Origin of the sequence: Pseudomonas sp. J380 (genome assembly GCF_009827115.1) — a bacterium.
Classification (GTDB): domain Bacteria; phylum Pseudomonadota; class Gammaproteobacteria; order Pseudomonadales; family Pseudomonadaceae; genus Aquipseudomonas; species Aquipseudomonas paracarnis.
On record NZ_CP043060.1, the window covers coordinates 3,466,254 to 3,479,919 of the forward strand.

13 protein-coding genes are annotated in these 13,666 nt (G+C 61.3%); 6 read left to right on the plus strand and 7 right to left on the minus strand.

Annotated elements, in window-relative coordinates:
- Positions 1-11 precede the first annotated feature (11 nt).
- Positions 12-482 (minus strand): tRNA (adenosine(37)-N6)-threonylcarbamoyltransferase complex ATPase subunit type 1 TsaE, encoded by a 471-nt coding sequence (gene tsaE / locus FXO12_RS15770; RefSeq protein WP_014716665.1) that lies wholly within the window; start codon positions 480-482, stop codon positions 12-14.
- A complete protein-coding gene (locus FXO12_RS15775; protein WP_054896264.1) occupies positions 470-1,330 on the minus strand; it encodes an NAD(P)H-hydrate dehydratase in 861 nt (286 codons plus the stop codon). The genes tsaE and FXO12_RS15775 overlap by 13 nt, the downstream gene beginning before the upstream one ends.
- A 63-nt stretch (positions 1,331-1,393) precedes the next feature.
- On the opposite strand from FXO12_RS15775, the gene queG reads away from it, so the two are divergent.
- A complete protein-coding gene (queG, locus tag FXO12_RS15780; protein ID WP_057975437.1) occupies positions 1,394-2,458 on the plus strand; it encodes a tRNA epoxyqueuosine(34) reductase QueG in 1,065 nt (354 codons plus the stop codon).
- Here queG and FXO12_RS15785 read toward each other — a convergent pair.
- Both FXO12_RS15785 and orn read right to left on the minus strand, forming a co-directional pair.
- Positions 2,455-3,072, minus strand: coding sequence for a trimeric intracellular cation channel family protein (locus tag FXO12_RS15785; protein ID WP_169913170.1), 618 nt, complete (start codon positions 3,070-3,072; stop codon positions 2,455-2,457). The genes queG and FXO12_RS15785 overlap by 4 nt on opposite strands.
- 182 nt (positions 3,073-3,254) lie before the next feature.
- On the minus strand, positions 3,255-3,797 hold the full coding sequence (gene orn / locus FXO12_RS15790; RefSeq protein ID WP_003171343.1) for an oligoribonuclease: 543 nt from the start codon (positions 3,795-3,797) through the stop codon (positions 3,255-3,257).
- 108 nt (positions 3,798-3,905) lie between these two features.
- On the opposite strand from orn, the gene rsgA reads away from it, so the two are divergent.
- The gene (gene rsgA / locus FXO12_RS15795; protein WP_003188044.1) at positions 3,906-4,937 is read left to right on the plus strand and encodes a small ribosomal subunit biogenesis GTPase RsgA; all 1,032 of its coding nucleotides are present in this window, start codon (positions 3,906-3,908) and stop codon (positions 4,935-4,937) included.
- A 360-nt stretch (positions 4,938-5,297) separates the two neighbouring features.
- Here rsgA and motB read toward each other — a convergent pair whose 3' ends face one another.
- Together motB and motA are read right to left on the minus strand one after the other, a co-directional pair.
- Entirely contained in the window at positions 5,298-6,317 is a 1,020-nt protein-coding gene (gene motB, locus FXO12_RS15800) for a flagellar motor protein MotB (RefSeq protein WP_054896262.1), read from the minus strand.
- A 3-nt stretch (positions 6,318-6,320) separates the two neighbouring features.
- On the minus strand, positions 6,321-7,172 hold the full coding sequence (gene motA / locus FXO12_RS15805) for a flagellar motor stator protein MotA (protein ID WP_003188041.1): 852 nt from the start codon (positions 7,170-7,172) through the stop codon (positions 6,321-6,323).
- 166 nt (positions 7,173-7,338) lie between these two features.
- Here motA and FXO12_RS15810 point away from each other — a divergent pair, with 166 nt between their 5' ends.
- Genes FXO12_RS15810 through asd form a run of 3 tightly spaced genes read left to right on the plus strand, consistent with a single transcriptional unit; the run spans position 7,339 to position 10,623 of the window.
- On the plus strand, positions 7,339-8,874 hold the full coding sequence (locus FXO12_RS15810; RefSeq protein ID WP_057975436.1) for an HDOD domain-containing protein: 1,536 nt from the start codon (positions 7,339-7,341) through the stop codon (positions 8,872-8,874).
- A 57-nt stretch (positions 8,875-8,931) separates the two neighbouring features.
- Positions 8,932-9,747 carry a rhodanese-like domain-containing protein gene (locus FXO12_RS15815; protein ID WP_014716657.1) on the plus strand — a complete coding sequence of 272 codons (816 nt, stop codon included), beginning with the start codon at positions 8,932-8,934 and terminating at the stop codon, positions 9,745-9,747.
- 15 nt (positions 9,748-9,762) lie between these two features.
- On the plus strand, positions 9,763-10,623 hold the full coding sequence (gene asd / locus FXO12_RS15820) for an archaetidylserine decarboxylase (protein ID WP_057975435.1): 861 nt from the start codon (positions 9,763-9,765) through the stop codon (positions 10,621-10,623).
- 134 nt (positions 10,624-10,757) lie between these two features.
- Here the strand turns inward: asd and serB are convergent, their stop codons facing one another.
- The gene (gene serB / locus FXO12_RS15825; protein ID WP_003188034.1) at positions 10,758-11,972 is read right to left on the minus strand and encodes a phosphoserine phosphatase SerB; all 1,215 of its coding nucleotides are present in this window, start codon (positions 11,970-11,972) and stop codon (positions 10,758-10,760) included.
- 133 nt (positions 11,973-12,105) lie between these two features.
- Between serB and FXO12_RS15830 the strand changes: the two genes are divergently transcribed.
- Complete coding sequence (locus tag FXO12_RS15830; RefSeq protein WP_034125640.1) at positions 12,106-13,653, plus strand: HAMP domain-containing protein; 1,548 nt, start codon at positions 12,106-12,108, stop codon at positions 13,651-13,653.
- Positions 13,654-13,666 lie beyond the last annotated feature (13 nt).

Sequence of the window (13,666 nt, forward strand, 5' to 3'; positions counted from 1 at the left end):
AACCCCACCAATTATTTGAATTCCAATGCCAGAGCAGCACACCACGACTCAGCGCGTGGGCTCTGGGGCAACAACTTCAGCTGACGTCCGTGCTCATGCGGCGTAATGGTAATGGTCAGGTCCGGCTTTGGCAAAAAGCCTGTGCCTTTATTTGGCCACTCGATCAGGCACAGCGCATCATCGTCGAAGTAATCACGGATGCCCATGAACTCCAACTCTTCCGGATCGACCAGGCGATAGAGGTCGAAGTGGAAAGCACGCACGTCGCCGATCTCGTAGGGCTCGACCAACGTGAAGGTCGGGCTTTTTACCGCGCCGGTATGGCCAAGGCCGCGAATAATCCCTCGGGACAGTGTGGTTTTGCCTGCGCCCAGGTCACCCTCGAGAAAGATCAACCCGGCCCCTTGCGTGACCTGTGAAATACGCTGGCCCAACGCGACCATGGCCTCTTCATCTGCCAGGAAAAGAATTACTTCAGGCACGGCGACTGCTCCTCCAGCAATTGACGAATGGCGGGGATCAGGTCGCTGGCAGCCAAGCCGCGACCAAAACTACCCTGGCGGTCTCCGGCGGTCGCGTGCAACCACACGGCCAGGCAGCTCGCTTCGTACGCGGGCATCCCCTGAGCCAATAGTGCCCCGACCAGACCGGCCAAGACATCACCGAGCCCCGCCGTCGCCATCGCCGGATGGCCTTGATCACAACGGGCAAGCCGTCCATCCGGACTTGCAATCAAACTGCCAGCACCCTTGAGGATAGCCACTGCATTGAATTTCTGACTCAACGCGCGCGCCACCTTAAGGCGATCTGCCTGAACCTCGGCTGTCGATAGCCCCAACAAACGCGCAGCTTCGCCCGGATGAGGGGTAATCACACAGTTGGCCGGCAGCTCGACGCTGCCAGTGGCCAGTTGATTGAGCGCGTCGGCATCCCACACCTGCGGCACGCTGGCATTGGCCGCGACCGACAACAGGCTCTTGCCCCAGGCGTCATCGCCCAGGCCTGGGCCAATGACGATCACCGAGATTTTTTCCAGCAGGCCCATCAACTGGTTGGCCGAGCTCACGCCGACGGCCATGACCTCCGGCAGCCGAGCCAGAGCGGCCGGCACGTGTTCCGGCCGCGTCGCCAGCGAGACCATGCCGGCGCCGCTGCGCAGGGCACTTTCGCTGCTCAGCAACGCTGCGCCGCCAAAGCCACGGTCACCACCGATGACCAACAGGTGGCCGAACTGGCCCTTATGGGCGTCCGGGGAACGCGCAGCCAGTTGCGGCAAATGGCCGGGCAACAACAGCTGAACGTCGGTAATTGGGTGTTTTGTCTGAGGCATGCGTCTTCAAGCTCCGATGTCTGGCAGAATTATACGCATCTAACCTGTGGTTTCCCCTGTCTCATGCCTGCTATTACCTCCGATCTGCCCGCCCTCGCCCAATCGATCAAAGACTGGGGTCGCGAGCTGGGCTTTCAACAAGTGGGCATCAGCGGCCTCGACCTGGCTGAGCATGAACAGCACCTGCAACGCTGGCTCGACGCGGGTTACCACGGCGAGATGGAATACATGGGCGCCCACGGCAGCAAACGCTCCCACCCCGAAGAGCTGGTGCCCGGCACCCTGCGCGTGGTTTCACTGCGCATGGACTACCTACCTGGCGACACCCAGATGGCGCAATTGCTGGCCCAACCAGAAAAAGCCTACATCTCGCGCTACGCCCTGGGCCGCGATTACCACAAGCTGATCCGCAAGCGCGTGCAGCAACTGGCCGACCGCATCCAGGCGCAGATCGGGCCGTTCGGCTTTCGCGCCTTCGTCGACAGCGCGCCCGTCCTGGAAAAAGCCATTGCCGAGCAAGCGGGCCTGGGCTGGATCGGTAAAAACACCCTGGTTCTCAACCGCAAGGCCGGCAGTTATTTCTTCCTGAGCGAACTGTTTGTCGATCTACCGTTGCCGGTAGACCCACCCCACACCACCGAGCACTGCGGCCGCTGCACGGCGTGTCTGGACATCTGCCCCACCAACGCCTTCGTCGGCCCTTACGTGCTGGACGCGCGACGCTGCATTTCGTACCTGACCATCGAACTCAAGAGCGCTATCCCCGAAGACCTGCGCCCACTGATTGGTAACCGGGTATTTGGCTGCGATGACTGTCAGATCGTTTGCCCGTGGAATCGTTTCGCTCGACCTACCGCCGAAAGCGATTTCAAGCCACGGCACAATCTGGATAACGCAGAACTGGCCGAATTGTTTATGTGGGACGAGGATAAATTCCTCAGCAGCACCGAGGGCTCGCCCCTGCGTCGCGCCGGTTACGAGCGCTGGTTACGCAACCTGGCGGTGGGCCTGGGTAATGCGCCCTCCAGCATTCCAGTGCTGGAAGCCTTGAAGGCGCGGCGGGACTACCCGTCGGAGTTGGTACGCGAACACGTGGAATGGGCGCTGGAGCAACACGCTGCGCGCTAGTGCACATCGTCGTTGTAGACGAACTTGGGCATTTCCCAGTGAAAACGGATCGCCAGCAGGCGCAACAGGAAACCACTGAACAGCGTCAGCAGAATCGCTTGCTCGCTGGGCAGCTCCAGGTACAGGCACAGCAGGTAGAACCACGCTGCCAGGAAAGACACGCTGGCATACAACTCGCGGCGGAAGATCAGCGGGATGTCGTTACAGAAGATATCCCGCAGGATGCCGCCGAATACCCCGGTGATGACCCCGCTGACCGACGCCACCAACATACCGTGGCCCATTTCCAGGGCGGTCATGCAGCCGATCAGGGTGAACGCCACCAACCCCACTGCATCCAGCGCCAGGAACAGCGAGCGCAGGTGGCGCATCAAGGGCGCGATAAAGATCGTCACCAATGCTGCAACAGAGGTCAGCACCAAGTATTCCGGGTGTTTGACCCAGGTCAGCGGGTAGTGGCCGAGCAACACATCGCGCACCGAACCGCCGCCCAGGGCTGTCACGCAAGCGATCAGCACCACGCCAAACCAGTCCATGCCACGCCGACCCGCGGACAGGGCGCCAGTCATGGCTTCGGCGGTGATGGCGACGAGGTAGAGCATCAGCAACATGATTGCGATCCTGACAGAGAGGCCGGCAGTCTAATCATTTGCCGAGGGCACCAAAAGGGGGCGCTTGGCGATAAACCGCGTCGCCTGTATCGCAGGCAAGCCAGCTCCCACACTTTGAATTTGCGAATGCAGTCAAATGTGGGAGCTGGCTTGCCTGCGATAGCGCACTCACTGGCGCCGCAGAATCAAGCCTTGATGAAATGCTTGCGATAATGCTGCAACTCGGCAATCGACTCACGAATATCGTCCAGCGCCAGGTGCGTGCTGCCTTTATGGAAGCTGTCTTTGACTTCCGGCGCCCAACGCGCAGCCAGTTCCTTCAAGGTCGACACGTCCAGGTTGCGGTAGTGGAAGTAACTTTCCAGCCCCTTCATGTGCGTATAAAGGAAGCGACGATCCTGGCAGATGCTATTGCCGCAGATTGGCGACTTGCCCTTGGGCACCCATTTTTCCAGGAAGGCGATAGTTTCGGCCTCGGCTTCGGCCATGCTGATGCGGCTGTCGCGCACGCGCTGGGTCAGCCCGGAGTTACCGTGGGTGCGGGTGTTCCACTCGTCCATGGTGGCGAGTACGGCGTCGCTGTGGTGGATGGCGATCACCGGGCCTTCGGCCAAGGTGTTGAGGTTGCTGTCGGTGACAATGGTCGCCATCTCGATGATGACGTCGGTGTCGGGGTTCAGACCGGTCATTTCCAGATCGATCCAAATCAGGTTCTGTGGGTTTTGCATGGCTTGATTCTCTTGGCACCTTGGCGTAGCCGGGCAGTTTAGCAGGCGGGGGCGTGCTAGACTCGCGACCGTTTTACCCAACTTTTGCATTATCGACACGGAACACCAATGGCCAAACGCCAGCTCAACCGTCGCCAAAACTGGCGCATCGAAAAGATTCAAGGTGAACGCGCCGCCCGCGCCGCCAAACGTGAATCCTCCGCCGTGGAAGCGCTCGAGGGCGGCGACCTGGGCCCCGAACAAACGGGCCTGGTGATCGCGCACTTTGGTGTGCAGGTCGAAGTCGAGGCGCTCGAAGGCGAACTCGCAGGCCAGGTGTTCCGTTGCCACTTGCGCGCCAACCTGCCCGCGCTGGTCACCGGCGACAAGGTGGTGTGGCGTGCCGGCAACCAAGGCATCGGCGTCATCGTCGCCCAGTTGCCACGCAGCACCGAACTGCGCCGCCCCGACAGCCGTGGGCAGCTCAAGCCGGTGGCGGCCAACGTCGACATGATCGTGATCGTGTTCGCGCCACTGCCCGAGCCCCATGCCAACCTGATCGACCGTTACCTGGTCGCGGCTGAGCATGCTGGCATCCGCCCGTTGCTGCTGCTGAACAAATTCGACCTGATCGACGAGCAGAACGCCCCGGCGCTCAACGCATTGCTGGCGGTCTACCGCACCCTGGGCTACCCGGTGCTGGAAGTGTCGGCTCACCACGGCAACGGCATGGAACAGCTGCAACAGCAGTTGGACGGGCGGATCAGCGTGTTCGTCGGCCAGTCTGGCGTGGGCAAGTCGTCGCTGGTCAACAGCCTGTTGCCGGAAGTCGAAACCCGCGTGGGCCCGCTGTCGGAGCTGTCCGGCCAAGGCACCCACACCACCACCACCGCACGGCTGTTCCACTTCCCGGGCGGCGGCGAGTTGATCGACTCGCCGGGTATCCGTGAATTTGGCTTGGGCCACGTCAGCCGTAGCGATGTGGAAGCCGGCTTTATTGAGTTCAACGACCTGATCGGCACCTGCCGCTTCCGCGACTGCAAACACGACCGCGAGCCGGGCTGTGCGCTGCTCAAGGCACTGGAAGATGGGCGCGTGCAGCAGCAGCGGATGAACAGCTATCGGTCGATTATTGCGAGCTTGCCCGAGAGCAGCTACTAAGCAGCCCCCACCTCTGTAGGAGCGAGCTTGCTCGCGAAGACCTCAAGCGCAACGCGGGCATCCTGGATACACGCGTTATCGTTGACGTTTTTCGCGAGCAAGCTCGCTCCTACAATGCAGCATCGGTATCGGTGGCCGTTACCGCAGGAATGGATATGTACATCGGCAAATCGCCATCGCAGGCAAGCCAGCTCCCACATTTGGATTGAGGGCGTCAGGTAGATAGGCGCCGGCTGTCAGGCCGTCACGGGAGCAAGCTCCCTCGCCACAGGCCCAGCGTCGCCCCAAAATTGTGTAGATATCTATGACAGCGCAGATACAACAAGGCCGCGATTATCGCGGCCTCGTTGTATCTGGAACTTACGGCTTCGGCGCAGGCGTCGTAGGATCCTTGACGCCCCCATCATCAAACAGGTTCAGCTTCTGGCGCAGCTCATGGGCTGGCAGCGGTTCCTGCTCCGGCGGTAGCGCGTTGGGGTCGGCCGGCACTTCGCCTGGCGCACCGTCGCCCTGGGTCGGTGCCGGTGGCGGGGGTTGATCGCCTTCAATCGCACGCTGGGCTTTTTTGGTCAGCACCACGATGTCGATACGGCGGTTGACCGGGTTGAACGGGTCTTTGGGATCAAACAGTTGCGAGGAGGCAAAACCCACTACCCGCGCCACTTGCGGGTCCGGGTAGCTGCCGGCCACCAGCGCACGCCGGGCAGCATTGGCGCGGTTGGCCGAGAGTTCCCAGTTGCCGAAATCACCCTGGCCCGCGTAGGGCTTGGCGTCGGTATGCCCGCTGATGCTGATCTTGTTCGGCACCGCCTTGATGGTGTCAGCCATGGCCAGCAGGATGTCTTCAAAGTACGGCTTCAACCGCGCACTGCCAGAGTCGAACATCGGCCGGTTGGCCGCATCGGTAATCTGGATGCGCAGCCCCTCGGGGGTGATCTCGAAGGAAATCTGGTCCTTGAACTTCAGCAACTGTGGGTTTTCTTCAACCTTGTTCTGCAATTCCTGCAGCAACAGTTCCAGTCGCTCCTGTTCGACCTGCTCGGCCATGGATTCGACAGTGTCGCGCTCAATCGGGATTTTTTCCTGAGGCGATTCAGTTTGCACTTCCGGGTTGATGGTGCGCTCGGGCGCCAGTTCCGGCGAGCCGCCCAGGTCAATGACAAACGGCGTACCGCTTTCCGAAAAGCCAATCGGGTCCTTGAAGTAGCCGGCGATGGCGATTTTCTGTTCTGGCGTAGCGGTGGACATCAGCCACAACACCAGGAAGAACGCCATCATCGCCGTGGCAAAGTCGGCGAAGGCGATTTTCCAGGCGCCGCCATGGTGCCCCGCAGCGAAGCGCTTGACGCGCTTGATGATGATCGGCTGGTTGTTTTCCATGGCTTAGCGACCGCGAACCGCTTGTTCCAGCTCGGAGAAACTTGGGCGGTGTTTGGGGTACAACACCTTGCGCCCGAACTCCACGGCCAGCGACGGCGGCATGCCCGACGCCGATGCCACCAGGCACGCCTTGATCGCTTCGTAGAGGTTGATCTCTTCCTTGGCATCGTGGGCCAGGGAGGTGGCGAGCGGGCCGAAGAAACCATAGGCGGCGAGAATACCGAAGAAGGTGCCCACCAGCGCCGCACCTACGTGCATGCCGATGGCCGCCTGATCGCCCTCGCCCAGGGACGCCATGGTCACCACGATCCCCAGTACCGCCGCGACAATACCAAAACCGGGCATGCCGTCGGCAATGCCGGTCACGGCGTGGGAAGGATGCTCCAGCTCTTCCTTGAGGCTGAACAACTCCATGTCGAACAGGCCTTCCAGCTCGTGAGGCGCCATGTTGCCGGAGGACATGATGCGCAGGTAATCACAGATATACGCGGTCATGCGCTCGTCTTTGAGCACGGCCGGGTACTTGGCAAAAATCGGGCTGGCCGCGGCGTCTTCGATATCGCCTTCGATCGCCATCATGCCTTCGCGGCGGCTTTTGTTGAGGATCTCGTAGATCAGCCCCAGCACTTCCAGATAAAACGTGTGGGAGAAGCGCGAACTGAACATGCCCAGGGACTTCTTGACCACGTGCATGGTCATATAGCCTGGGTTGGCCTGCAAAAATGCGCCGAACGCGGCACCGCCGATAATCAGCACTTCGAAAGGCTGGATCAGTGCTGCGATTTTACCGTGGGAGAGGACGTACCCTCCGAGCACACTTGCGATGACGACAATGATGCCGATAATTTTAGCCATAGGAGAGGGGTACTTGCGCCGTCGGGTTCATGGACATATGGGGTGCAGCAGAAAACTCTTGTTCTACTTATCGGCAAAACTGCGCCAGACTATAGCCCGTTAAGGCGAAAAGCCAATTCGGCCCGTTCCGGGCGTGTTGAACGCAAGTGATGATCGCGCCCCAATCATGGCAATTGAAACGACAGTCCCAACAAACCGCCCCACTACCCTCGCCGCTTGGATCAAGTGCCTGGACGACGTGCTGCTGCCCGTGCCCCAGGCCAGCCATGAACGCGTGTGCAAAGCTATTCGCGATAGCCGCAGTTCATTGCGAGATATTGCTGAGTTGATGCAAAACAGTCCGGCCCTGGTGCTGAGTGTGATGCGCGAAGCCAACAGCCAAGCCCACGGCAGCCTGGCCGAACCTGCGGAAAACCTTGAAGTCGCACTTAACCGTCTTGGCCTCAAACGTGCCGAAGAGCTGTTGGCGCGCCTGCCTTCGGTACCCGCCCAGGAAATCCCCGTGGCCTTGCGTCAGCTGTTGCTGATCAGCCAGCACGCATCCCAGCAAGCTAACGGTTTGTTCGGCAGTCGCCTGGCGCGGTTGTGGCAGGACATCCACTGGGGCAGCCTGCTGTTTTTGTCGCCACTGTGGCCGATGGCCGTCGCCTACCCCAAGCTTTTGGAAGAGTGGGAGTTGCGGGTGATCCATAAAGGCCAATCGGCACGCCAGGTCGAGCAACAGCTATTCGGCGTGCGCTTGCTCGACCTGTGCCTGGGCCTGACCGAAGCCTGGCACCTGCCGATCTGGGTTTCACAGGGCTACAAGTTGCTGTTGGCCGAGCAACGCCTGCTGGTCAAGGCGCTGCACATTGCCCGTCAAGACGATGCCCTGCGTCACCAGCAATTGCTCGATGCCGAGCCCAACCTGCGACGCTGGCTGAACCAGCCGGCCAATACCGTGTTGCTGGCCAACGGCCTGGCGATGTCGGCCCAGGAATCCTGGACCTGCCCGCACACAGAGCGCTGGCAATACCTGACGGCGCTGTACCTGCAAACGCCATTGAGCGATGTGCAACAGCAAGCCCACCAGCAAGCGGTGACCAGCGCTCGCACCACCTTGATGCCCGACCTCTGGCACCCGGCGCTGTCGCTGATCTGGCCGTGGCATGTGCACAAAGTCCATCGCGGCTTGCTGCCTGCACCACCGCCCACGGCCGAAGCCTTGGCCGCGTGGCGCACGCGCTGCACCGAGTTGCTGGTGGAGCCGAGCCGCTTTGCCAACGCCATGCACCTGACCACTTGCGCCAAGGAAGCCCTGGTCGCCAGTGGCATGCAGCGGGTACTGATATTCATGGCAGATCGCGCCTTGAGCACCTTGCGTGTACACCAGGCCGACGGCCTGCCCAAGGACGCGGCTCACCTGAGCCTGGATGTGGTGAACAGCACACTGCTGCAACGCCTGCTGGAAAAGTCCGCCCAGGTACGCCTGAACCCCGACAACCATGCGCAGTTTTCCGCATTGCTGCCACCGATCCTGCGTCGTCTGTTTATTGGCGAGCATCTGCTACTGCGCTCACTGAGCTGCAACGGCCGTGTGGTCATGCTGATCGTGGCGGACCAGGGCGGCGGGCCGCTCTCGGAAACCACCGTGCAAGCGTTCGGCAAAACCGCCCAATGCATCGAGAAAGCCCTGCACAGCTTTACCAACCGCAGCGCCTGATGCTTGCGCTACAATCACCGGCCTTTATCGCCAACATTTGTGCCCAGGAGACCTCACATGCCTGACTTCTCTGGCTTGCCGCTGGTGATCGAATCCGCCGACCTGTTGGGTCGCCTCGATTCCAAGCACTTGATACTGGTAGACCTCACCAGTGTCGCCCGCTACGCCGAAGGGCATATCCCCGGCGCGCATTTCGTTGACCCCAAGCGCACCCAACTGGGACAGCCACCGGCACCCGGCCTGCTACCAAGCAAGGCCGACCTGGAAAAACTGTTCGGCGAACTGGGCCACACCCCGGACGCCACCTATGTGGTCTACGACGACGAAGGCGGCGGTTGGGCCGGGCGTTTTATCTGGATGCTCGACGTGATCGGCCACCAGAAATATCACTACCTCGACGGTGGCCTGCTGGCTTGGCTGGAGGAAGGGCACCCGCTTTCCACCGATGTGCCCCCAGCAGCCGGCGGCCCGGTCAGCCTTACGCTGCACGACGGCCCTACCGCCACCCGTGAATACCTGCAAAGCCGTCTCGGCGCGGCCGACCTGGGGATCTGGGACGCTCGTGGCCCGCTGGAGTATTCCGGCGAGAAAGTGCTCGCAGCCAAGGGCGGCCACATTCCCGGCGCGGTGAACTTCGAATGGACCGCCGGCATGGACAAGGCGCGCAACCTGCGTATCCGCCGTGACATGCCGCAAATCCTCGAAGACCTCGGGCTGACCAAAGACAAAGAAATCATCACCCACTGCCAGACTCACCACCGCTCTGGCTTCACCTACCTGGTGGCCAAGGCGCTCGGTTATCCGCGAGTCAAAGGTTATGCCGGTTCCTGGGGCGAATGGGGCAACCACCCCGACACCCCCGTTGAGATTTAAGGTTTAAGGACAGTTATGAAAAAGCAGTTGTTTATCCTCAGCCAGTACTTGCTGCCGCACCACTTGCTGTCGCGCCTGGCCGGCTGTATCGCCGAGTGCCGCGTGCGCTGGTTCAAGAACGCCTTCACTGCCTGGTTCGCCAAGCGCTACCAGGTGGACATGTCCCAGGCCCTGGTGGAAGACCTGACCGCCTACGAGCACTTCAACGCCTTCTTCACCCGCGCGCTGAAAGACGGCGCCCGTCCGTTGGATCCAACCCCAGGCGCAGTGCTGAGCCCTGCCGATGGCGCGGTCAGCCAGCTAGGCCCGATCGAACATGGTCGTATCTTCCAGGCCAAGGGCCACAGCTTCAGCGTGCTGGAACTGCTCGGTGGCGATGCGGCAATGGCTGCGCCGTTCATGGGCGGGGACTTCGCGACTATTTACCTGTCGCCCAAGGACTACCACCGGGTGCACATGCCACTGGCCGGTACCCTGCGCGAGATGGTGTATGTGCCAGGGCGGATTTTCTCGGTCAACCAGACCACCGCCGAAAACGTGCCGGAGCTGTTCGCCCGTAACGAGCGCGTTGTCTGCTTGTTCGACACCGAACGCGGCCCGATGGCCGTGGTGTTGGTAGGTGCGATGATCGTTGCGTCGATTGAAACCGTGTGGGCCGGTTTGGTAACGCCGCCGAAACGCGAGCTGAAAACCTTCCGCTACGACGAAGCGGCCCGCGCGCCGATTTATCTGGAGAAAGGTGCGGAGCTGGGTCGCTTCAAACTGGGATCGACCGCCATCGTGTTGTTCGGCCCGGACCAGGTGAAGTGGGCTGAAGAACTGGCAGCGGGTACGCCGGTGCAGATGGGCCAGGGCATCGCCGCTGCTAAAGCCTGATATTGCAGTTGATCGCTCCCACGCTCCGCGTGGGAATGCAGCCCGAGGCGCTCTGCGCCCAAAGCGTGACGCAGAGCGTCACTGGAGGCGCTCCCACGCGGAGCGTGGGAACGATCAGTGACAGTGAGATCGGCTTATAGCTGACCGTCTCGGTCACGCAGGCCCAGCAGATACAACACGCCATCCAACCCCAAGGTCGAAATCGCCTGCTTGGCTGACTGCTTGACCAACGGTTTGGCGCGAAAGGCCACGCCCAACCCGGCAATCGCCAGCATCGGCAAGTCATTGGCGCCGTCGCCGACCGCAATGGTCTGCTCCAGGCGCAAGCCTTCCTTATGGGCCAATTCCTTGAGCAGGTCGGCCTTGCGCTGGGCGTCGACAATCGGCTCCACCGCGACGCCAGTCACTTTGCCATCCACCACTTCCAGCTCGTTGGCGAATACATAGTCAATGCCCAGCTTGGCCTGCAACTGCTTGGCAAAGTAAGTGAAGCCGCCGGACAGGATGGCGGTCTTGTAGCCCAGGCGCTTGAGTTCGGCGAACAGGGTTTCGGCGCCTTCAGTCAGGCGCAGCGACGCGCCGATCGAATCCAGCACGCCAACGTCCAAGCCTTTGAGCAGCGCCAGACGCTCCTTGAAGCTGGCACGAAAATCCAGCTCGCCGGCCATCGCGCGCTCGGTAATCTCCGAGACTTGCTCGCCCACACCGGCCGCCTTGGCCAGCTCGTCGATGACTTCGGCTTCGATCAAGGTGGAGTCCATGTCGAACACCGCCAAGCGGCGATTGCGACGGAACAGGGAGTCTTCCTGGAAGGCGATATCGACATTCAGTTCCTGGGCCACGCTCAGGAAATCGGCGCGTAGCGCTTGCGCGTCAGCCGGTTCACCGCGCACGGAGAACTCGATGCAGCCCTTGCCTTTGTCAGCCGGAGTGTCCAAGGGCATGCGACCCGACAGACGGTCGATATGGTCGATATTCAATCCGTATTGCGCGGTGATCGAACTGACGCGCTGCAACTGCTCAGCCGTTACCTTGCGGGTCAACAGGGTGACGATATGGCGCTTTTTACCCTGGCCTTCGACCCAGTGCTGGTAGTCAGCTTCGGACACCGGGGTGAAACGTACCTGTTGATCGAGCTTATACGCCGTAAACAGGATGTCCTTGAGTACCGAGGAGGCCTGTTCGGTGCTGGGGATCTCCACCAGGATGCCGAACGACAAGGTGTCGTGGATCACTGCCTGGCCGATGTCGAGAATGTTCACACCACCCTGGGCCAGGACGCCGGTAATGGCTGCGGTGAGACCCGGTCGGTCTTCACCCGTGATGTTGATCAGGACAATTTCGCGCAAAGCGCACCCCCAGGCTGGAAAAAAACCGCATTCTACCCACTTTCAGTGACCATCGGGCACAGCCAGCGCTTTGCCGGCCAGGGGCCTGTCGCTATACTGCGCGTCAACTTCACGGACCAAGAGCCGAGCGCAAGTGAACCGGCCCACGCCAGTAAAAACCGATAACTTCTTCCTGCTGATCTTCCGGGCACTGCGCCATCGCCGTGTACCGATTGCATTGCGCATCGCCAGCCATAACGTGATCCTGGTCGCTCTGGCCCTGGTGATCTACGCCTGCGTGATGGGTTTGCAGTTCAAGCAGGCCATGCACGAGCAAGCTGACGCCCTGGGCGCGAGCCTGACAACCCAGACTGCCACTTCGGCGACTGAGTTGCTGGTGTCCAACGACATCCTCAGCCTCAACGTATTGCTCAACAACCTGACCAAGAACCCGCTGGTGGCCCACGCCGCCATCTATAGCGTGGACAACCGGATCATGGCCGAGGCCGGGCAGCGCCCGAAAAACGGCCTGCTCGGTGAGGCCGAAGGCCTGTATCAGAGCAATATCACGTTCCAGGACGTGAAGGCCGGCCAACTGCGTATCAGCCTTGATATGCAACAGTTCCAGCAGCCGATGACCATCAGCCTGCAAAGCATGGGCATTCTGAGCGCGATCCTACTGGCCTTGGCCCTGGCCTTGAGCCTGCGCCTGGGCCGGCATATCTCCACGCCGTTGATGCAACTGCGCATCTGGCTGCGGGATATCGACGAACACACCCCGGCCACCGATCGCCAGGACGAAATCGGCGACCTCGCGCGTCAGCTCCACGCCAGCTTTGCCCCGGAGCCAAAAGCGCCTGAAGTCGAGCCCGAGCCTGAGTACGACGACACCGAGGACTACAATGACGAGCCTGAGTTTGAAGTGCGCGACCTGCGCGACCCAGGCTTCGACGAAAGCGCCCCGGTGGCCGGCCTCAAGCCTGCGCCGCGCCATGTGATCAAGGCCGAGGAAGACGAGCTGGACGACGAAGACCCGTTCGCCGACCTGCGCGACACCTCGGCAGCCGCCCCAGTCGCTGCGCCCAAACCCGTTGCGGTCAAGAACGCCGAGCCACAGCACAGTGCCGTACTCGCCGTGCAACTGGGCGCCCAGGAGCAACTGCGCCGCCTGCCCCGTGCCCGCCTGACCGAACTGCTCGAACGCTACCGCGACTGCCTCGACCAGGCCGCTTCGCTCTACCAGAGCGAACTGCACACCCTGAACGATGGCAGCACGCTGATGCTGTTCCACAGCGAAGACAGCGGCGAGGACTACCTGACCAATGCCATCTGCTGCGGCGAGCTGTTGCGCGCCCTGGGCCATGCCCTGCAGATCGAAGTGGCCGACAGCGGCATTACGCTGCAACTGCAGCTGGGTCTAACCGTGGGTGACGACCTGTTTGGCATCAGCCAGATCGACCTGCTGCTGACCGAAATCGCCCAGGATGCCCTGGCCTTGTCCCAGCACAGCCGTAACCTGCTGTTGGTGGAGCGCAAGATCAGTGAGGACACGTTGATCCGCCAACGCGCACGTATCCGCCCGATTGCCAGCCCTGAAGGGGCCAGCTGTGTGGAGCGCTTGATGGAGCCGTATCCGTCGATGCTGGAGCGGCAATTGGCGCGGATGCATGAGACCCGCAACAAGGGTCGACTCCAAGACTAATGCATTGATGATC

What these genes read in the sequence shown, in the direction of transcription:
- FXO12_RS15775 (WP_054896264.1), bottom strand. Translation starts at nt 1,330, where the DNA reads ATGCCTCAGACAAAACACCCAATTACCGACGTTCAGCTGTTGTTGCCC.
- queG (WP_057975437.1), top strand. Translation starts at nt 1,394, where the DNA reads ATGCCTGCTATTACCTCCGATCTGCCCGCCCTCGCCCAATCGATCAAA.
- orn (WP_003171343.1), bottom strand. Translation starts at nt 3,797, where the DNA reads ATGCAAAACCCACAGAACCTGATTTGGATCGATCTGGAAATGACCGGT.
- rsgA (WP_003188044.1), top strand. Translation starts at nt 3,906, where the DNA reads ATGGCCAAACGCCAGCTCAACCGTCGCCAAAACTGGCGCATCGAAAAG.
- motB (WP_054896262.1), bottom strand. Translation starts at nt 6,317, where the DNA reads ATGGAAAACAACCAGCCGATCATCATCAAGCGCGTCAAGCGCTTCGCT.
- motA (WP_003188041.1), bottom strand. Translation starts at nt 7,172, where the DNA reads ATGGCTAAAATTATCGGCATCATTGTCGTCATCGCAAGTGTGCTCGGA.
- FXO12_RS15810 (WP_057975436.1), top strand. Translation starts at nt 7,339, where the DNA reads ATGGCAATTGAAACGACAGTCCCAACAAACCGCCCCACTACCCTCGCC.
- FXO12_RS15815 (WP_014716657.1), top strand. Translation starts at nt 8,932, where the DNA reads ATGCCTGACTTCTCTGGCTTGCCGCTGGTGATCGAATCCGCCGACCTG.
- asd (WP_057975435.1), top strand. Translation starts at nt 9,763, where the DNA reads ATGAAAAAGCAGTTGTTTATCCTCAGCCAGTACTTGCTGCCGCACCAC.